Consider the following 20,138-nt stretch of genomic DNA (forward strand, 5'->3'; position numbering starts at 1 on the left):
TAAACAGTCTAAGGCCCCCTTGTGATGAATTACCTACTATAACTCCTATCAAAATGAAGCTTAAAAAAAGTGCCGGTATACTTTTATATAAAAAAGTCAACATGCGATTGCTTGTTATGCTGGTGCATCCTGGCGGTCCATTCTGGGAAAGTAAAGGTAGCGGACACTGGTCTATACCAAAAGGAGAGTTTAATGATGAGGAAAATGCATTTGATGCAGCCCTGCGCGAATTTGAGGAAGAAACAGGGACTCGAATAGATGGAGATTTTATTGAACTTGATCCGGTAAAATTAAAATCAGGAAAAATCGTTTATGCCTGGGCATTGGAAAAGGATATTGATGCAGCTGCAGTAGAAAGCAATACTTTTGAAATAGAATGGCCACCAAAGTCTGGAATATTAAAAAGTTTTCCGGAAATTGATAAAGCGTCATGGTTTACAGTTGAAGAAGCTCTGGAGAAAATCAATGTGGCAATGAGAGGTTTTATTTTGCAGTTGGTAGGGAAGGTGGAGCCTTGAATAATGCCAGAATATTAAAAGAAAAATATAAGGCTAATCTCTATAGAACACTTGCATAAGATATTTGTATTAAATTTATAATAAGCCTAATTTTTTAGCTTTATCTATTAGATCCCAATCACTGCCTTTTCCCATTAATAGCTGCTCTTTTATATTTGCTTTTCTTTTTTCTATAGCACTCATAGAAAGAGGAATATAGTCAGGAAGATTAACCGTTTTAACTCCCTGCGAAATTAAGATTAGAATCTGGCTGTCATGTTTATCCCAATTTATATTTTTTTTAAACAGTTCTCTCTGAGATTCTACTATAGTAGGGCTTCGGAATGTATCTCCATCCATGATTTTTTTACAAATAACAGGGAATAATTCAAAGTTAATATCATTTTTAGAAACAAAACCTTCCGGGTTTATCTCTTTAATGATTGTATCTACTGTAAGGGGTTCACTATGCATTGTAAGAAGAACGATTTTGCAATTGGTAAATTTTTTTCTTATTAGCGAAGCCAGGTCAATGCCATTTTCAATATTTAACTCTTTATAGGGAGGAAGGCTAATATCCAATAAGGCCAAATCAATAGTGGTATTTTCTTTGAGATGAAAAAAGATTTGGTTGTACGCATCCTGACAGTTATAACACTTTATAAAATCGGGAGTGTTTTTTTGAAAGGCGTTAGCAGATAAAAGATTACTATAGCTATCAACAGTCATAGGGTGGTCATCAACTATCAAAATATTAAGGTTTTTCATCTGTTTTTCAATTTCTGCAAAATTAATTAAATATTACGGTTATACCGTAATATTTAATTGAAGCAAAGTTGTTTTTTTGTGAAAAAAGATTGTTTAACCCAAATCAATATTATGAAAAATAAATTATACATAGCGGGACTTGCTTCCATGTTGTTATTAACCTACTCATGTTCAAATGATGATAGTTATGAAGTTCAGGAGGTTAAAGCTAAGAGTTTTGAAATTACACCTCAGGCTGCTTTGAATGCAAAAATAATTGATTCCACTTCAGTAAAAGCCGGCACAAAAATAATTAGTACACAAATAAATATTGCACCGCCGGAAGATGGTGATCCAGCTAATCCGATACCTCCAAGATAGTATTAAGCTATAACTTGAAATAAGAATACCATATGATTTATTTGTAAATCATGTGGTATTCTTATTTCAAAATACTACATTTGAAATTATAAAATAATAATAATTGCATTTTGAGTACCCCTACTAAAATAATTTTTTTACTTCTATTGTCTTTTTTTTTTTCATGCCAAAAGAAATCGGATGGTTCTATAAAAAACAATACTACTTTATTTGACAAAACTGCTGTAGATGGTTTAGACAAAAATAAAAAAGAGAAATACTTAGATTCAATAGGTGATTTATTAAAATCCAAGGATAATGATTCCATTGTCAGAGAGGCCTATTTAAATGTCGCGACGGAATATTATTATATTAATAATTTAGAAAAATCTTTATCTTCCAGTTTACGGGCTTTAAAACTATCAAAGCAGGCTAATGATAGTGTCAGAATTCCAAAGGCCTTATTTTATGTGGGTGATTGTTATCGCAACTCAAAAAGTGACAGTGCTTACTTTTATTATTTACAAGCAGAAAAATTATATTATAAAATTCACGATTACGATCAACTGGGGCGTATGTTATTCAATAAAGCCTATGTTTTGTTTTATGACGGAAATTATGTAGAATGTGAAGTTGAAATTTCTAAAGCATTACAGTATTTAAAAAAATCTACCAATCACAGCTTAATTTATTCCTGTAATACGTTGATGGGTAATTGTTTAGAGAAATTGGTTAATTATGATGAAGCCCTGCGCTACCATGAATTAGCATTGCGTGATTTAGAAAAAATGAAAAGTAGGGGTGAAAATAACGATGTAATAAATAGTTACAATGTGATCTCGGTTATTAACATCTGTAATTTATATGATTTGAAAAAGGAGTTTTCGAAGTCGATAGAAAAATTACAAGGTTTACTTACAGAAGATTTAAAAAAGAAATCACCTATTTTTTATGCTAATGTTTTAAGTAATTTGGCTTATTCCAAGATGAAAAACGGGGATTATAAAAATGTTGAATCCATGTTTTTTGAATCCTTACGAATTGTTGATAGTTTGGGGATTGAATCGGAAATTTTATATAAAAAGATACACATAGGAGAATATTTTTTATCCCAGAAGGATACTATAAAATCAATTAAAAGTTTAAAAGAAGCCAATCAGTTAGCTATTAAAATTAAGAACAGTAATGAAATTTTGGCTTCATTAAAGTTGTTATCCGAATTAGATAAGAAAAACAGGTTGTTTTACGCAAATCAATATATTAAAGTAAGTGACAGTATTAATGGAGTTCAAAAAAATACTCATAATAAGTATGCCAGAATTGAATATGAAACTTCGAGAATAGAGGATGAAAATAAAGTTTTGACCAAAGAGAACTTTTATATTTTGATTGTTTCGTTTGGACTGGTTTTAATGCTGATATTAATTATTGTTTTAAGATATATAAAATATAGAAATAAAGAGTTAGTGTTTATTAAGAAACAGCAAAGCGCTAATGATGAAATATACCAACTACTGACCGAAGAACATAAGAAAATTAATCTTGCAAAAGAGAGTGAGAAGGGCAGGATAGCCAAAGAACTGCATGATGGTGTAATGAATAAAATTTATGGCGTTCGAATGAATTTAGGTTTCTTTAATTCTTTAATAGACCAGGAAACAATTGAAAAAAGGAAAGTTTATATTACTGAATTGCAAAATATTGAGAGTGATATTAGAAGTATAGCGCATGATTTAAGTCGAGACTCTTTTTTTGACGGGAATGATTTTAATGTGTTATTGTCCAGTTTAATAGAAAATCAAAAAGAGTTTACAAAGACCCAGTTTAAATATATAAATGACGGAATGTTTGAATGGACTACTGTTGAAAATATATATAAGATCAATCTATACCGTATCATTCAGGAGGCTATTTTAAATATTAATAAATATGCAAATGCAAAGAACTGTACAGTAAAAATTCAGATACAGGGTAACAATGTTTTGCACCTGAGTATTATTGATGACGGGGCAGGATTTGATATGAAAAGTAAAAAGGGCGGTATCGGATTAACTAATATGAAAGAAAGGACAAATTCTTTAAAAGGTCAATTTAACATTGAGTCAACAATAGGAGAAGGAACAAAAATTGAAGTTGTATTTAATCTTCATGCATTATCCTATTAAATATTCAAACGAATGGAGCGGGTAGGGATTTACACTATTTACGCTTTATTCGTAGTTCGCTTTACAGGCTACTGATACACTACAATAATTTTGCATGTCCAGAGAAAAAAACTTATTTTTGATAGTATCAATGAAGACTCCTTTGATATTACTTTTATCTTACTATAATGAATATTATGTAATTAAAAAATCAAAACCATGGACAATCAAGATTTTACAGCAACCCTGTTGGTAGACCAGACTCCAGAAGAAGTATTCAATGCGATCAATAATGTTCGCGGATGGTGGTCAGAAGAAATCGAAGGTAATACAGACCAACTCAATGATGAATTTACCTATCATTACAAAGATATTCATCGTTGCCAAATGAAATTAATAGAAGTCATCCCAAACAAAAAAATTGTTTGGTTTGTGATAAACAACTATTTTAAGTTCACTAAAGATAAAAGTGAATGGACGGGGACCAAAATTAGTTTTGAAATCTCGAAAAAGGATAGCCAAACGCAAATCCGTTTCACGCACCTTGGTCTCGTTCCAGAATATGAATGCTATGACATTTGCAGCGATGCATGGAACAATTACATACATAATAGTTTACGAAGTCTTATCACTACAGGTAAAGGTCAGCCAAACAGCAGTGACAACCCAAGAACTGCAAATGAAAAGAAACTTTCTGTGTGAGGTGCGCCATAAAGAAACTGAAAGAACTGGATTTACGGAGAAGCATTAACAGTGTTTCAAAATGAGCAGAAAATTTGGAATGACGCTTTAATAAGAAAAATATGAAAATAATAGAGGTTGTTTTTGAAGATTTTTTAATTACGACAGACAGAAATAAAATGGATATCACAGCAATACATGAGTTTTTATCAAACTATTCCGGCTGGAGCGACAATATTCCATTGGAGAAAGTGAAAATTTCAATTGATAACTCATTAAATTTTGGATTATTTCACAAAGGCGATCAAATTGGTTTTGCAAGAGTAATTTCTGATTTTTCTACTATTGCATATTTAGGAGACATATATGTTTTAGACAAATATCGAGGACAAGGACTTTCAAAAAAACTAATGGACACGATTATGAATCATCCAAACCTAAATGGATTGAGACGATGGATTCTGCTAACATCGACAGCAGATTGGTTATATGAAAAATATGGCTTTAACAAAGTGCCAAAGCCAGAAATTTATATGGAACTTTTTGATCCGGATGTTTATAAAACCGTTTAATGAAACAATTAATGAGGTTTGAAAAAGAGAATGGCTAATACATTAGACTTTAAAAAAGAATATTCAATTGTAGAAAATTAATACTTGAGGTGGTTTATTGATCTGCTGTTGCGGCAAGTTTTGTTAATATTTACGACTTTAGGACAGCCCTTTCTTTATTTCCTGAATAAAAAAAGATGGTGAGATTTCGGTTCTTGAATAAAATGCATTTGCAAATCGCTGCGTACTGCTAAATCCTGCTTTTTCAGCTAATGCCTTATTAGTGTAGCTTCTCAATATTTTCTCCGTTTTTAATAGTGAAATTAGATAATCAACCTTTAAGTCATTGAGGTATTCTACAAATTTTTTCCCTCTATAGTGGTAAATTATCTTGGACAGATATTTGGTATTGGAATCAAAAGAGGCGGACAGTTTTACTAAAGTTAAATCTTTTTCCAGAAATTTTTTATCTCTTTCAAATTTTTCCAAATGTTTTAAAACAATGGCAACTGCCTCCTGATTTATGTCCAGGACTCCTGTATTTATATTTTTTACCTCAGCTTTAGTAATAACCTCGCTTTTCTTCATCAGCTCCTCAAACTTGTGCTTGTACTTCCTCTGGTTTTTACGATGCCTGTGTATCAGATATACCAATGAAAATAATAAGAGTGTTATTACAGCTGTAAATAGATAATCATGGTATTTTCGTTTGTCCAGCAGATTTTCGATTTTCTTTTTCTCCAGTAACAACTCTTTAGTATCGTACTCTTTATTAACTTTTGTGATTAGATATTTATAGGTATCATTTATCACGTGGTCTGCTTTTAACAGCTGATCGATATAGTAAAGCTGAATTTCTGAATTAGCTGTCGTCTTATAATAACGGATCATTAGTTCATAAACTTCACGAAGGTCCGGACGCATATAGCCTTTGTGCTGAAAAGTTTGATCAACTTTGTGAAAATAGGGTAGTGCTTTTATTGGTTTTTTAAGTGCCCAATAGCTTTTTCCGATATAAAAATTCCCTACCGCTTCGTTGGCAAAATCTTTATTTTCATGGATACCAGCAAGTGAACAGGTAATATTTCTTATGGCTGATACATATTTTTTATTGAAATATTGATTAACACCTTCTGAATGAATGAAATAAGAATCCATGTCAGCATTGTTCAGCCTTTTGCCTTCGGTTAAACCAATTTTATTTGTTTGTGTGCATAATCCATAATTACCTGTTTTGTTATAGCAAAGCCCTAATGAATGCAGTGAATTTAAATAAGGTCTGGTACTTTCATTTTTGTAATAGGCAATACATTCTTTAAACAAAGAAATGGCTTCATCATAAAATCCAAGATAGTATTTGATCTGGGCAATATTATATTTCACCTTGTAAACTAAATAGTTGTCATTGGTTTTAGAAATAAAATTATTGGCAGTAAGATAATTATCTAAAGCGTAATGGTACTTTTTCTGAGAATAGAATACAATTCCTTTTGTAAGGTAGGCGGAACCAATTAAAGCATTATCCAACGACTTTTTTGCAGTATAAACCATACTGTCTGAATAAACCAGTTTTAAATTTTCTGATGAGTGATAGACATAATTTTTATAGCCGTTTATAATCTCTGCCGAATTTTTTTCTGATTTGGCTTTAAATAAAAAAGAATGAAGATAAAGTGATTGCCTGACACTGTCTTTTTCTGACTCTTCTATTCTATCGAACAGGTAATTGTAATCTTTATTTCGAATGCTATCAGGAATTTTAAATGCACTTATTTGGGCACTTACTGGATTTCCTAAGCACAGCGATACTATAAGAAGGTACTTTTTAATCATAGGTTAGGTTAAAAATGGGGTAAATACATGCTGCGGAATCATTTTGTAATAAGTGAACCGTATTATAGAAATGTTTGGGATATTCTACAATAAACGGTTTCAAATATACTATAAAGTATTGATAATCATTACGTTTTTGGTAAAAAAAAGTATTGTGGATTTCGTGGAAATCCATACCGTAATTCGCGGAAATCCACACACAATGTGTTGCGGGGAAGAAATTTGGCTGCTAGATTTGCCTTGAATTCAAAAGCAAAAAAAAATAGCATCATGCTATAATAAGTTCTGCTTACCCGGGTGAAATGAACTGACGAAAAAAGTACTCAGTCCCATTTAACACATTTTAATCATGAAAAATTGTTCCTTATGTTTAGTGATTTTACCATTGCTAATTGTTTCCTGTACCGCTGACACTATTGATACTACAGCTGGTAGCAATACTAAAGTTAGTAACAATAAATTAGAAAAATCCACTCGGTTAGTGCAAAAAGCAACTCCTGAAAACCCGGAAAATGTTTATGACATCGCCGGGAAGTTACATAATGAGATCCTTGATATTTATCTGACAGGTAACTATCATTATACTACAATTGTACAAATTAGTGAGCAGGTCGAGGCCATTGCAACAAAGACTAGTGATTCGAGGCTTTTAGATTTGAAAACAAATCTGCCCATTAGTATTGAAGAGCTGGAGGAGATTGTAAATAAACCTGAAGCTGAACTAGATGAAGCTATTGCAAATTCATCAATGACAAGTGCGGCAAAACGTAGTCTTTGTGGTTTTATGAACGCTGTAGTTTTATGGAAAAACGATGAATACGCAAAAATCTATCAATCCATTATTTCTTACGAATCATCGGTGATGACCAATCCTCAATTTAGCAGTGAGGACAAGAGGATTATTCTCACCGCTTCCTCCATAACCAGGTATTCACTTTACGACGATACGGGGCGCAGAGATAAAGATTGGGAAGCATCTGTTGGCAACCTTGTAGGAGGAGTTAAAGGCGCTTTTGACCAATCGTCCAGAGCGGTTAAAATGGCACTCATAATCGGCATTAGTCAAAATAATCATATAAGAGATTAATAACGGATTAGAATGATGAGGATTGGAAAGAAGGTAGTCGGATTTTGTCTATGATCATTTTCAATCTGGTTGTCCTTTATTTCGTCGCAGACGTATTGCGCTGCGATGAAATAATCGACTATCTCATAATAGTGGTATAACAGAATTTTTGATTTTCATTTGTTTTTTTATTGTATTAAATACGCCTTGAAATATGATTAAAGATTTGATAAGTATGGATTTGGGAACTAGTCCGGTACCGGGCTTAACGATTCATATCCTCAAGGAGTATGAGATAAAAACGCCTGCGAATGAATCTTTTAAAGTCAATAATTTTTCGATCATGCTGATTAAATCAGGCGAATTAAAAATTCAAATGAAGGATGATAGTATCCATTATCTATTCCCGAAGGATATTATAGTACTGCCCAAAAACTCATTTTGTACTCTATTAGAAGTAAAGCAAAAGCTGCGGTTATTTTTGATATCATTTACAGCAGAATATGCCTCTCGAAACACTATAGTAAGAGGCGAAACTGACCCTTTTTATTTTTTTATTTCAAAAACTACTTCTAAAATAACGCTTGAGGATAGGGATTTTTTGAAGTTGACCCGTATTTATAAATTGATTTATACTATAAATGCAGAACCAGAAAATGCTGTTTTTAAGAGACGGCCGGAAGTCGTTTGCCTTAATTTATTTAGATATGGATTAGAGCTGCTCTGTGCAAAATATAAAAAAGATATGATAATAAATTTTACCAGAAAAGAACTCCTTGTAATCAAATTTTTAACGATGCTGACTACTGATTGTAAAAAACAGCATAGTGTGAAATTTTACGCGGATATGCTATTTGTAACTTCACTGCTTTTGACCAAATCGGTCAAGCTGGTTACAGAAAAAACAGCAAAAGAATTAATAGTGGAGGCTATTATTTTTGAGGCAAAGAAGCTGCTTGATAATTCAGAATTAACTATTTACTATATAGCTAATGAATTGGAATTCAGCACGGTTTCCTTTTTTAGTAATTTTTTTAAAAAACATGCTTCAATTTCACCTTCCGACTATCGTGCGAATAGCCGAAAGGTTTAAAAGACATTAGTTTTTGTGTCAAAATGTAAAATTAAACAATGGTATCATGATTAAAACATATCCTTTAGAATGGTTGGATTCCTTGATATTGTGTACTCTTAATCCAGGGAAAATATTCATTAACACTATTACAGAGAATGACGTTCTTAGTATCTCTGAAAAAGTTTTAAAAGAAACACAGCATATTCAAATTCAATTAAAAAATGAGATTTTCGCGTTGCGCAAGAAAAGACACGCGAGACTTTTGGTGCGGAAGTACCATTCAACATTACTGTTTTTATTGGATAACGTAATCGAAAATCAAGAAGACGATCGATTTAAAAATTCCACTTTGTCCGGCATTATAAATACATTGATTTCCTGTCTGGATGAATTGCTTGCTTTTATAGAGCATCGTTTCTCGATGTATCTCGGTCTGGATCAGCGGGTATCAATTACTTACTTCATTGTGTCAAGGAAAGAACTGAAGCTAAAGTTAGACAAGCTGAAGAAAAAAATAACAGCAAATACTGTTGATAAAGCTATTATAGAAATTGTTCTTGGCAGTCTCTATGGGTTTGTCAATTCAAACAGAAGTGATCCGACCACTTACAGACAGATTCTATATCGAAAAGAATTGATAAAGCAGTTGGACGTACTGAAGGAATCCCAAAAACAAACGTGTGTTTATACCGCGTTAAATGAGCTACTCATTTATATGAACTTCAATAGTACCGCCTATATTAATTACTTCAGTGAATGTATTGCTCAAAAGATTAGTTCCATTGAGGATGCCGGCGAAAGGATGGACAAATTATTGTTTTTCTTTAAAGAGTTTAATCAATTGCCCTGCAATGAAACTATTATACTCGATCCTGGTCATCAAAACCTGAAAATAGTGTTGAGTAATTGGTTTATTCATGAAATAGCCTATCTCCAAAAGAAAATAGATTTGGCTATAGCCTCAATGGCAGATATGGGTAGCAATCATAATCTGCCAGTAGACAGTAAAGAGAACAAGATAGAATGTGCCCTGTCAACAGATCAGATCGGGCTTATCTTGAGAGCCTCTGATGAATCACGAATCGTGAAAGCCAAATCGATGAGTGAAGTTTTTAAAACGATTGTACCCCATCTTTCAACCCCTTTCAAAAAAGACCTGTCGTATCATTCCGTACGAAGTAAATCATACAATGCAGAAGAAAGGGATAAGGAAATTGCTATTCAGACCTTAGAAAAAATTATAAAAAAGATAGGGTCTTATTAAGACAATTATTTTTTGTAAAAGTTGTATCCATTAATATTCGGATTTTTGTTTTCAGGACTTTTTTTTTCTTTTTTTATAAGTTTAATACGGGCAATACACGGATATACAATGGGGTACGATAAAAGTTGTACTTGTGACAAACGGAATAGCATTGTTACTTTGAAAAACAAATTAAATGGTTTACCATTTAACTTGTTTTTTAAATGCAGGGTTAAAAGAGTAATGTAGAACGAAAAATGAAGCGCGTATGTTTACAAACATTTCATGGAGCAATTACCTGGTAGTAGTTGTTCCGCTATTGGTAAGTTGGTATTTATTTGTGGGATTGCGATTTTATCCTGAGGAGTTAAAAGATATCATGACCCGAAAACGAAAACTTCAATTCCGTGGGGCGGGCGAGGAATCATATTCAGCATCGGATGATGATTTACGGTATCTGGATTTAGAAATTATTGCATCGGAATCTGCCGCATCCGATACCATCTTTCATGAAGTGGATGGGTTGGTGAAACAATTGAAAAATGTGATCATCGATGCAAGCCAAAGAAAGCTGACAAAACAGGAGTTTAAGGATTATATGCAATTAATTCTCGCAGCATATCCCTTGCTAAGGGATTCTCCTTATCGCTCCTCGGTTGATGAATTGATTGTTTCTGAATGCAAAAAACGGGGGGAAGTGCTTTTGACTCAGCAGGAGGTGGCACTCTTATGGAATGAAAAAACCTAATACATTATAGCGGAGGAATAGCTCCCGTCGGTCCCGGTGCGGTATGGCTTCATGTGACAGGATAGAGGGTAATACGACAGCAACGAATCCTCCGCTTTTTATCTGAATCGTTTCAAACTTTAAAAAGAATGCGTTATGAAAAAGTCTGGTTGGAAATTGGAGAAGTTTAAGAAGTTGTTTTGCATTGGTGCCGTTCTGGTGCTGGTATTATTTCATTATCAAACCTATGGTCAGGATGGAATTGCAGGTATTAATCAGGCCAATCAACTGGTGCGAAGCTACTTTGATGCAGGGACCGAACTGATGTATGCCGTTGGTGCCATATTGGGACTAATAGGCGCGGTCAAGGTCTATCAAAAGTGGAATGCAGGTGATCCTGATACGGGTAAAGTTGCCGCCGCATGGTTTGGCAGCTGTGTTTTTCTGGTTGTCGTGGCCACTGTAATACAATCTTTTTTCGGAATTTAAAGGCAAGCAGTATGATGATTGTCGGAAAGTATAACCCCGATATTGTCGAGCTGAATAATAAAGGCCGGATGTTTCTCTTTTGGAGGGCTAGTACGATTTAGATTAGATAAAAACTTGCCCCAATATTCTTTCCGTTACTATCCTGATTTTTTTTTTTCTTCTTTTTTATTTCATTGCCTTTTAATATCAGCAGAGCCTACTTTAAACAGTAGTATTAAATTTTAAAACAGGAACATGAGTAATAGTGTGTATCAGATCAATAGGGGCATCAATCAAAGTATTGAATTTAAGGGGCTTCGGGCACAGTATATATGGTATCTGGGCGGTGGGATCGTAATGCTGCTGATTGTCTTTGCAGGGATGTACATTGCCGGACTTCCTTCTCTTGTTTGTGTTGGGGTAATCGGTATTTCAGGAATGTTGTTGGTGGTGAAAGTGTATCGCATGAGCCGCAGGTATGGGGAGTATGGGTTGTTGAAAGCTTTGGCTAAAAGACAGCTGCCTAAAGCCGTCAAAATATACAGCAGGAAAATTTTCATGATGGTGCAGTAGAAGATATTAAAATTAATAACAGCTAAATGCGATTGGAGATGGAAAAGAGGATGGATGCTATTTTACCGATTATGGATGTACAGCATGACTGTATTTTATCGAAACAGGGCGATATAACAGTGGTATTTCAGGCTGAATTACCAGAGATATTTACGTTAGCAGACCAGGAATATGAGGCCTTCCACCAGTCTTGGCTGAAGGCCATAAAGATACTTCCAAAATTTTGCGTGTTTCATAAGCAGGACTGGTTTATTGAAAGTAAACATGAGCCGGACTTTACCAATGAAGACACTAGTTTTCTTACCCGTAGCAGTGAGCATTTTTTTAATGAACGTCCTTTTTTAGATCATTCGTGTTATATTCTGCTGACGAAAAAACCTATAGGGAGAAAAGCTTCCAGCTCATTATTTTCTAATCTGATCCGGAGTTCGCCTGTTCCCCAGGAAACACTTAAAGCGGAATTGCTACAGGATTTTATTGACAGTACGGGACAATTCAAGCGAATACTCGAAGACAGCGGTTTTGTAAAATTAACACGGCTCGGCAATGAGGAACTGCGGAGCCACAGCCGAAAAATAGGATTGATTGAGCGGTATTGCTCTTTGTCAGAAAAAGAGAATTCGTTTGTTTTTAATGACATTTCATTTGAGGATGGTTTACAGGTAGGTGATAAGCACTGCCAACTATACACTTTGGGTGATGCTGCGGATCTTCCCGCGCTGTGTGGCTCACGGATTAACTATGATCGGTATTCCACCGATAAAACTAAATTCAGTATTGGTTTTGCTTCTACACTGGGGCAGCTTTTGTCGTGTAATCACATTTACAATCAGTACCTGTTTATTGAGGATGCACAGAAAATGTTGCAAAAATTGGAGAGCAAAAGATTGCGGCTGCAATCGCTTTCAGCCTATAGTCGTGAAAACAGTATTGCCCGAGATGCCACCAATGATTTTCTGAACGAAGCGATTGGCCAACAACGATTGCCTGTAAAGGCGCATTTTAATGTATTGGTCTGGTCAGCCGATCAGGAAGAACTTAAGGATCTCAAGAACAAGGTTGCTTCAGCACTGGCGCAAATGGATGCCGCCGCTAAACAGGAAACCGTTGGGGCTGCTCAGATATTTTGGGCAGGCATTCCCGGTAATGCAGCAGACTTTCCGATGAATGACACTTTTGATACGTTCGCGGAACAGGCGGTATGCTTCCTGAATATGGAAACGGGTTACCGTTCTTCGCTAAGTCCTTTTGGAATTCGTTTAGGTGATCGTCTGACCGGTAAGCCGGTGCATGTAGATATCAGTGATGAGCCTATAAAGCGAGGCATTTGCACGAATCGGAATAAGTTTATATTGGGGCCTTCCGGGAGTGGTAAATCCTTTTTTACCAATCATATGGTGAGAAGTTATTATGAACAAGGAACTCATATCGTGCTGGTGGATGTTGGACATAGTTACAAAGGATTGTGTGATATGGTGGGCGGTTATTATTTTACCTATGACGAAAAGAATCCCATACGGTTTAATCCCTTCTACATCAGTGAAGGGGACAGCCTGGATACGGAGAAAAAAGAAAGTATTAAAACACTTCTCCTTGCTTTATGGAAAAAGGATGATGAAACCTTTAACCGAAGCGAGTATGTCGCTTTATCTAACGCGTTGCAGTTATACTATGAAAAACTCGAAGCAAACAAAGAATTGTTTCCCTGTTTTGACAGTTTTTACAATTTTCTGAGAGATGATTTTATCAGTGTACTGGAAGGGGATAAGGTAAAGGAAAAGGATTTTGACATCAATAATTTTATGTATGTATTGCGTCCCTATTATAAGGGAGGAGAGTTTGATTACCTGCTTAATGCTACGGAAAATCTTGAATTGCTGAAGGAACGTTTTATTGTATTCGAATTAGATAATATCAAAGACCATCCCATACTTTTTCCCGTAGTGACGATCATTATAATGGAAGTCTTTATCAGCAAGATGCGCAAGCTCAAAGGGGTTCGAAAAATGATATTGATAGAAGAAGCCTGGAAAGCTATTGCTAAGGAAGGTATGGCAGAGTATATTAGGTATCTGTTTAAGACGGTAAGGAAGTTTTTTGGAGAAGCAATAGTGGTCACACAAGAGGTAGAGGATATTATTTCATCTCCTGTGGTGAAGCAAGCCATCATCAATAACAGCGATTGCAAGATCCTTCTGGATCAGAGCAAATACCAAAATAAATTCGACCAGATTCAGGAACTCCTGGGACTGACTGAAAAGGAAAAGGCATTGGTGCTTTCGGTCAATAAAGCCAATGATCCGGATAAGCAGTACAAAGAAGTATTCATCTCCTTGGGCGGAATGCTATCTAAAGTGTACCGGACGGAGGTATCCCTTGAAGAATACCTCGTTTATACTACAGAGGAAACCGAAAAATTAAAAGTGCAGGCCTATGCGAAGCAATTTGATGGCGACATTAAAAAAGGGATTGCAGCACTGGCTAATGATCTCAGAAATGGAAACTAAATGGATAAGATTATGAAAGCGAAGAAAAAAATCATGACGGCTATGCTGTGCCTGCTACTGGTAAGCACTCCTGTCCGGCCAGCAGAAACGGCTGCAGCATTCCCGATTATGGGACTGATTACTGCAGCAGTAAAGAAAGTTATTTTGGCAATTGATCTGCGAATACAACGACTGCAGAACAAAACGATATGGTTACAGAATGCCCAGAAAAAAATAGAAAACACCCTTTCAAAGTTGAAATTAAATGAGATATCAAAATGGACTGAGCAACAGCGCGATCTGTACCGGGATTATTATGAGGAATTGATGAAAGTTAAATCGATTATCACTTATTATCAGCTCATCAGAGATATTGCCCAAAAACAGGTACGGCTTGTTAACGAATATGAAAGAGCGTGGAAGTTGTTCCAACAGGATCGTCACTTTAATCTGACTGAATTGGATTATATGCAAAAAGTATATTCCGGTATTCTCGAGGAGAGTGCAAAGAACATAGATCAGATATTCCTAATCCTTGATTCCTTTACAACCCAGATGAGTGATGCTAAAAGACTTGAAATCATCAATACGGCTGCTGATCAGATCGATGCCAATTACAACGATCTTATGCTTTTTAACCGGCAGAATATACTGCTTAGTCTGCAAAGAACTAAAACGCAGCATGATGTGAATGCAGTGAAGCAATTTTATGGGATTCCAAAATAAAAGTAAAGACATGAAAAAGCTATTGTTATTGCTACTCTTTACGGGATTCGTGACGGGTGGGGTGCAGGCACAGGAAAAACAAAGAAAAGTGCTGCTCCAACAAATTGCAGCCTTAAAAGTGTACATAGACTATGCGCAAAAAGGTTATTCCGTCGCCAAAACAGGACTGAATGCTATAGGGGATTTAAAGCGAGGTGAGTTTAACCTTCATGCGGATTATCTGAGCTCGTTAAAGAAGGTTAGCCCGCAAATAAAAAAGTACAGCAGGGTAGCCGAAATTATAGCCCTGCAGGCGAAGATCATGGCAAGTTATAAGCATAGCTACGGACATGTTACGCAGGGTGATTTATTTCATGGGAGTGAGGTGGCTTATATCAAAAGGGTTTTTGATCGATTGCTGGAGGATTGCACTGACACTTTAGACGAGTTGATTGCAGTGACTATGGATGGGGAGCTTGAAATGAAAGATGATGAAAGGATGCAACGTATTGATGGGCTCTATTTGAACATGATGGATAACTATCGTTTCTGCCAACGTTTTAATAACCAAACGAAAGTATTGTATTTATCGAGAACAAAGGAGAATCATGAAGTACCAACTAGTCGTGCGCTGCATGGCATTTTAAACGATTGATTATGAGAAAGCTATTTATTATGTGGATGGCTCTTTTAGGAATGTTATTGCCTTCCAGAACTTCAGCGCAAGCGCAGGAAATGCAGCAGCTGCTATTGAATATAGAAAAGCTCGCGCAGTTCAAGCAGATTTTATCGGATATGAAAAAAGGCTATCAAATTCTCCATGGCGGTTATAATACGGTAAAGGATTTGTCACAATGGAATTTCAGCCTGCACAAGACCTTTATTGACGGATTGATGCAGGTAAGTCCGACTGTAAAAAAGTACAAACGTATTGGTGAGATCGTTAATTACCAGTTGCTTTTGGTAAAGGAATATAAGCTTTCGCTTAATCGCTTCAGCAACAGTCACCATTTTACTGAAGGAGAAATAAGGTATTTCGAAAAGGTTTATGATCAGCTGTTTAAGCAGAGTCTTCGCAACCTTGATGAACTCGCTACAGTTATTACAGCTAATAAACTGCGGATGTCTGATGATGAGCGATTAGAATCCATTGACAGGATCTATGTTGATATGCAGGATAAAGTGATGTTTCTTAGAAGTTTTAATGCTAATGCCACTATGCTAACAGTACAGCGGGCAAAAGAAGGTAATGATGTGAATTCCCTTCGCAGTATTTACAAAATAATTAATTAAAGAAGCGCTAACATGAAAAAGAGAAACAAGGCTATTTTATTTACAGGCATGGCTATAGTAGGGTCTTTTACCAGTAAAGCGCAGGGTATGGCCGATGATATGAATGGCCTTCATGGGGTGCTTGATCAGCTTTATGATGAAATGATGCCTTTGTGCAATAATTTGTTAGGCGTAGGGCAGGGTATCGCCGGTTTTGCTGCGATTTGGTATATCGGCTCACGAGTATGGAGGCATATTGCCAATGCGGAGCCCATAGATTTTTATCCGCTGTTCCGTCCGTTTGTTATCGGGTTCTGCATCATGATTTTTCCTTCAGTATTATATATGATTAATGGCGTGATGAAACCCACCGTTACAGCAACTGCATCGATGGTGGAAGGTTCCAATAAAGCAATCGAAGTTCTTTTGCAGCGAAAAGAAGAAGCAATCAAAAACACTAACGCCTGGCAGATGTATGTAGGGGAATCCGGAAGTGGGGACCAGGACAGGTGGAGTAAATATACACATGATGCTGCTGATACGGCCGGTGAAGGCCTGTTCGATGGCATTGGCAATGATATCAAGTTTGCGATGGCTAAGGCATCCTTCAATTTTCGCAATTCGGTAAAGGAGTGGTTGAGTGAAGTGCTTAGAGTACTTTTTGAAGCGGCATCGCTTTGTATTGATACCTTAAGGACCTTTCAGCTGATAGTACTTTCTGTTTTGGGGCCATTGGTTTTCGGTATTGCCGTTTTCGACGGTTTTCAGCATACGCTGACGGTATGGCTGGCGCGTTACATTAATATTTATCTGTGGCTTCCCGTGGCTAATATTTTCGGGAGTATCATTGGAAAGATACAGGAGAAAATGCTGGAACTGGATATATCGCAGGTCAACGATTATGGTGATACGTTTTTTAGCCGGACAGATATGGCCTATCTGGTGTTTATGATTATCGGTATTGTGGGTTATTTCACGGTACCGTCAGTAGCGAACTATATTGTCCATGCCGATGGCGGTGGTACTTTGAGTCAAAAAGTAACCACGATCTTCAGCAGTTCTTCAAACGCTGTGGTTAACACCACTGCTGCAGGGGTGGGTATGGCCGCAGATGCTATGGGTAATGCTGCAGGGCGTATGTCCCAAAGCATGTCAGGGCACCATAATTCTTCGCCCTATTTTGAGGAGAAAGACAGTTATATGGGCAATAAATTAAAGGGCAATTCCTGATAACCCTTAAAAATAAGCAGCATGTTTAGCAAAATGAAAAATATAGACACCGCGTTTCGGCATGTAAGAGCGTTTTCCATGCTAGTCATTGCAGGATGTATCATTATATGCTGTTTTACACTGTACAAGAGTTTTAGCCTTGTCGCGCAAATGCAGTCCAGGATTTATATCCTCGCCAATGGGAAAGCGCTGGAAGCGTATTCTTCAGACCGAAAAGATAATATTCCTGTAGAAGCAAGAGATCACATAAAAGCGTTCCACAAGCTCTTCTTTACCCTTGACCCGGATGATAAGGTAATCAAAGATAATGTGACCAAAGCCCTTTATCTCTCCGATGACAGTGCTAAACGAATCTATGATGATCTGAAAGAGAATGGATACTATGCCGGTATCATCTCCGGTAATATCAGCCAGACCCTAACAGTAGACAGTATAGCCGTTGATATTAATCAATACCCGTATCGTTTCCGATGTTATGCGACGCAGCATATAATAAGGACGACCAGTATTGTTCACCGCAGTCTCATTACGGAAGGCGCCTTGCGCAATGTATCGCGAAGTGACAATAATCCTCATGGCTTTTTAGTCGAACGATGGAATACCATTGAGAACAGGGATCTGAGTACGGAAAATAGAAAATGATAAATCGGACCATTATGCAATTCCTATACAAGAGCAGAAAAAAAATACCGGAATCCAAAGATAGCGCAATCAGTACTATCCTTGCTGAGCAACTAGAGAAGGGTTACTTAATTGTACAAGGTAAATGGGCGCAATGGATGACAAAGAAAACGGCAAATATTTCTCCTACCAATCTGCTGGTGATGTGGGTTTTTTTTATTGCTTTTTCCACAGGGTACAGTATGTATCTGATTGTTGCCAGTCTTTCAGGAGTTGCAACTACCGATAGTATTATAACTCCGATTGTTAAGCCGTCAAAGCTGCCAGAAAGTGATGACGATACAATACGCAAGGAAAATAGTTTTATCAGTACAAACGAGTTTGAAAAAATCAATCGCTTTCGGATCTACATGGATAGCCTTGCCCGCAGTCCCACTGGAAAAAAGAGGTATGACAGCATTGTAAACAATCCCCCCGGACTACTGGATAGTCTGGCTACCATAGAAAATTATTACCAATCCAATTTTAAAAACTACACTCATGGAAAAAAAAACTGAATCACTCCAGCTGCTCCGGCAACGCAAGCTGCTTTTGATGGCACCACTATTGACACTGCCATTTATTACCCTGCTGTTTTGGTTGCTTGGCGGAGGAAAAATTGAAGCTGCCAATGCGCAGGTCATCGAAAAAAAAGGCTTTAATATAAAGCTTCCGAATCCCATCCTTCAGGAAGATGACCCGCTGGACAAAATGAGTTATTATGATCGGGCCACGCTGGATTCGGTAAAATTAGAGGAACTGATTAAGAAAGATCCCAATTATTTAAGACACTCTTTTTTAGGGGATTCCATTGGGATAGCAAATGACAGCGTTCGTGATCGGATGGGTTTAAAGAAGAAAAGTGGCGCCTTAAATACAGTAAGCTACCGTGATCCAAATGAAGAAAAAGTGTATAAAAAGCTTGAAGCGCTTCAAAGGGTCATTAATAATCCGCCACAGCCACCTGAGCAGCAACATAATTTTACCCAATATAAAGACCAGACCACCACAAACAGCGATTCAAAAGATGTTGACCGGCTGGAGCAGATGATGCAATCTATGAACCAATCGGATACTGAAGATCCGGAATTGCAAAAGCTTAACGGAATGCTTGAAAACATACTTGATATTCAGCACCCTGGTCGTGTACAGGAAAAGTTACGAAAAACCTCAGATGCAAACAAAGGAAAGGTGTTTACCATTGCTGCAACAGGAAAGGAGGATGCAATCACTTTTTTACAAAATGCTAAAAATCCCAATGCGGAGGGTTCTGGGATTCAGCCCAATCATAATGCGTTTTTTTCTTTTGAAGAATCTTTAGATGCGGCGGCTATGCCAAATGCAATTGAAGCGGTTGTTCATGAAAATCAAACCCTTGTGAATGGGGCAACTGTTAAGCTGAGGCTTACGACTGCGATTTTTATTAACGGGCTAATGATTCCTAAAGACAATTTCCTTTTCGGTGTCGCAACCCTACAGGGAGAAAGACTGACCATTAAGATCAACAGCCTTCGCTATGGCAATTCCTTATTTCCTGTTGACTTGTCGGTCTATGATATGGATGGGCTTGAGGGTATTTATATACCAGGAGCGATTACCCGTGATGTAGCAAAAGCTTCTGCAGATCGTTCGATGCAAACCTTAGGAATAACTGCATTGGATGACTCCTGGGGTGCTCAGGCAGCCGGAGCAGGTATTGAGGCTGTCAAAAATCTTTTGAGTAAAAAGGTGAAGCTGGTAAAAGTGATGGTAAAGGCCGGCTATCAGGTATTGATCCATGATGAAAACCAAAAAGAGAACAATTCCAACTAAACCTATAA

21 protein-coding genes are annotated in these 20,138 nt (G+C 36.6%); 19 read left to right on the forward strand and 2 right to left on the reverse strand.

Annotated elements, in window-relative coordinates; genetic code table 11:
* Positions 1–53 precede the first annotated feature (53 nt).
* The gene (locus ACNQGH_RS03330) at positions 54–518 is read left to right on the forward strand and encodes an NUDIX hydrolase (RefSeq protein ID WP_417954563.1); all 465 of its coding nucleotides are present in this window, start codon (positions 54–56) and stop codon (positions 516–518) included.
* A 75-nt stretch (positions 519–593) separates the two neighbouring features.
* Here the strand turns inward: ACNQGH_RS03330 and ACNQGH_RS03335 are convergent, their stop codons facing one another.
* Positions 594–1,265 (reverse strand): response regulator, encoded by a 672-nt coding sequence (locus tag ACNQGH_RS03335; RefSeq protein WP_417954564.1) that lies wholly within the window; start codon positions 1,263–1,265, stop codon positions 594–596.
* Between the two features lie 111 nt (positions 1,266–1,376).
* On the opposite strand from ACNQGH_RS03335, the gene ACNQGH_RS03340 reads away from it, so the two are divergent.
* The 4 genes from ACNQGH_RS03340 (at position 1,377) to ACNQGH_RS03355 (ending at position 5,001) form a co-directional block, all read left to right on the forward strand.
* Positions 1,377–1,625: a hypothetical protein gene (locus ACNQGH_RS03340; RefSeq protein WP_417954565.1), complete on the forward strand. Its 249-nt coding sequence runs from the start codon at positions 1,377–1,379 to the stop codon at positions 1,623–1,625.
* Between the two features lie 110 nt (positions 1,626–1,735).
* Positions 1,736–3,769 (forward strand): tetratricopeptide repeat-containing sensor histidine kinase, encoded by a 2,034-nt coding sequence (locus ACNQGH_RS03345; RefSeq protein WP_417954566.1) that lies wholly within the window; start codon positions 1,736–1,738, stop codon positions 3,767–3,769.
* 198 nt (positions 3,770–3,967) lie between these two features.
* Positions 3,968–4,450, forward strand: a complete 483-nt coding sequence (locus ACNQGH_RS03350; RefSeq protein ID WP_417954567.1) for an SRPBCC family protein — start codon at positions 3,968–3,970, stop codon at positions 4,448–4,450.
* A gap of 101 nt (positions 4,451–4,551) precedes the next feature.
* The gene (locus ACNQGH_RS03355; RefSeq protein WP_417954568.1) at positions 4,552–5,001 is read left to right on the forward strand and encodes a GNAT family N-acetyltransferase; all 450 of its coding nucleotides are present in this window, start codon (positions 4,552–4,554) and stop codon (positions 4,999–5,001) included.
* Positions 5,002–5,139: 138 nt separating this feature from the next.
* Here ACNQGH_RS03355 and ACNQGH_RS03360 read toward each other — a convergent pair whose 3' ends face one another.
* Entirely contained in the window at positions 5,140–6,813 is a 1,674-nt protein-coding gene (locus ACNQGH_RS03360; protein WP_417954569.1) for an AraC family transcriptional regulator, read from the reverse strand.
* Positions 6,814–7,162: 349 nt separating this feature from the next.
* Between ACNQGH_RS03360 and ACNQGH_RS03365 the strand changes: the two genes are divergently transcribed.
* The 14 genes from ACNQGH_RS03365 to traM all read left to right on the forward strand — a co-directional run bounded on the left by ACNQGH_RS03365 (position 7,163) and on the right by traM (position 20,130).
* Positions 7,163–7,900, forward strand: a complete 738-nt coding sequence (locus ACNQGH_RS03365; protein ID WP_417954570.1) for a hypothetical protein — start codon at positions 7,163–7,165, stop codon at positions 7,898–7,900.
* A gap of 193 nt (positions 7,901–8,093) precedes the next feature.
* Positions 8,094–8,972 (forward strand): helix-turn-helix domain-containing protein, encoded by an 879-nt coding sequence (locus ACNQGH_RS03370; protein WP_417954571.1) that lies wholly within the window; start codon positions 8,094–8,096, stop codon positions 8,970–8,972.
* 46 nt (positions 8,973–9,018) lie between these two features.
* Positions 9,019–10,218, forward strand: coding sequence for a hypothetical protein (locus tag ACNQGH_RS03375; RefSeq protein WP_417954572.1), 1,200 nt, complete (start codon positions 9,019–9,021; stop codon positions 10,216–10,218).
* Positions 10,219–10,465: 247 nt separating this feature from the next.
* Positions 10,466–10,945 carry a hypothetical protein gene (locus ACNQGH_RS03380; protein ID WP_417954573.1) on the forward strand — a complete coding sequence of 160 codons (480 nt, stop codon included), beginning with the start codon at positions 10,466–10,468 and terminating at the stop codon, positions 10,943–10,945.
* 135 nt (positions 10,946–11,080) lie between these two features.
* Positions 11,081–11,413, forward strand: coding sequence for a DUF4134 domain-containing protein (locus ACNQGH_RS03385; RefSeq protein ID WP_417954574.1), 333 nt, complete (start codon positions 11,081–11,083; stop codon positions 11,411–11,413).
* Between the two features lie 234 nt (positions 11,414–11,647).
* Entirely contained in the window at positions 11,648–11,965 is a 318-nt protein-coding gene (locus ACNQGH_RS03390; RefSeq protein WP_417954575.1) for a DUF4133 domain-containing protein, read from the forward strand.
* A gap of 38 nt (positions 11,966–12,003) precedes the next feature.
* Entirely contained in the window at positions 12,004–14,472 is a 2,469-nt protein-coding gene (locus ACNQGH_RS03395) for a TraG family conjugative transposon ATPase (protein ID WP_417954576.1), read from the forward strand.
* A gap of 12 nt (positions 14,473–14,484) precedes the next feature.
* Positions 14,485–15,177, forward strand: a complete 693-nt coding sequence (locus ACNQGH_RS03400; protein WP_417954577.1) for a conjugal transfer protein TraI — start codon at positions 14,485–14,487, stop codon at positions 15,175–15,177.
* Between the two features lie 10 nt (positions 15,178–15,187).
* Entirely contained in the window at positions 15,188–15,811 is a 624-nt protein-coding gene (locus ACNQGH_RS03405) for a hypothetical protein (RefSeq protein ID WP_417954578.1), read from the forward strand.
* A gap of 2 nt (positions 15,812–15,813) precedes the next feature.
* Positions 15,814–16,449 carry a TerB family tellurite resistance protein gene (locus ACNQGH_RS03410; RefSeq protein ID WP_417954579.1) on the forward strand — a complete coding sequence of 212 codons (636 nt, stop codon included), beginning with the start codon at positions 15,814–15,816 and terminating at the stop codon, positions 16,447–16,449.
* A gap of 12 nt (positions 16,450–16,461) precedes the next feature.
* Entirely contained in the window at positions 16,462–17,658 is a 1,197-nt protein-coding gene (traJ, locus tag ACNQGH_RS03415; protein ID WP_417954580.1) for a conjugative transposon protein TraJ, read from the forward strand.
* A gap of 33 nt (positions 17,659–17,691) precedes the next feature.
* A complete protein-coding gene (traK, locus tag ACNQGH_RS03420; RefSeq protein ID WP_417954581.1) occupies positions 17,692–18,300 on the forward strand; it encodes a conjugative transposon protein TraK in 609 nt (202 codons plus the stop codon).
* Between the two features lie 14 nt (positions 18,301–18,314).
* Positions 18,315–18,836 (forward strand): hypothetical protein, encoded by a 522-nt coding sequence (locus tag ACNQGH_RS03425; protein ID WP_417954582.1) that lies wholly within the window; start codon positions 18,315–18,317, stop codon positions 18,834–18,836.
* The gene (gene traM, locus ACNQGH_RS03430) at positions 18,820–20,130 is read left to right on the forward strand and encodes a conjugative transposon protein TraM (RefSeq protein WP_417954583.1); all 1,311 of its coding nucleotides are present in this window, start codon (positions 18,820–18,822) and stop codon (positions 20,128–20,130) included. The genes ACNQGH_RS03425 and traM overlap by 17 nt, the downstream gene beginning before the upstream one ends.
* The last annotated feature ends 8 nt before the right edge of the window (positions 20,131–20,138 follow it).

It is taken from the genome of Flavobacterium kochi (assembly GCF_048286715.1).
Lineage (GTDB): Bacteria > Bacteroidota > Bacteroidia > Flavobacteriales > Flavobacteriaceae > Flavobacterium.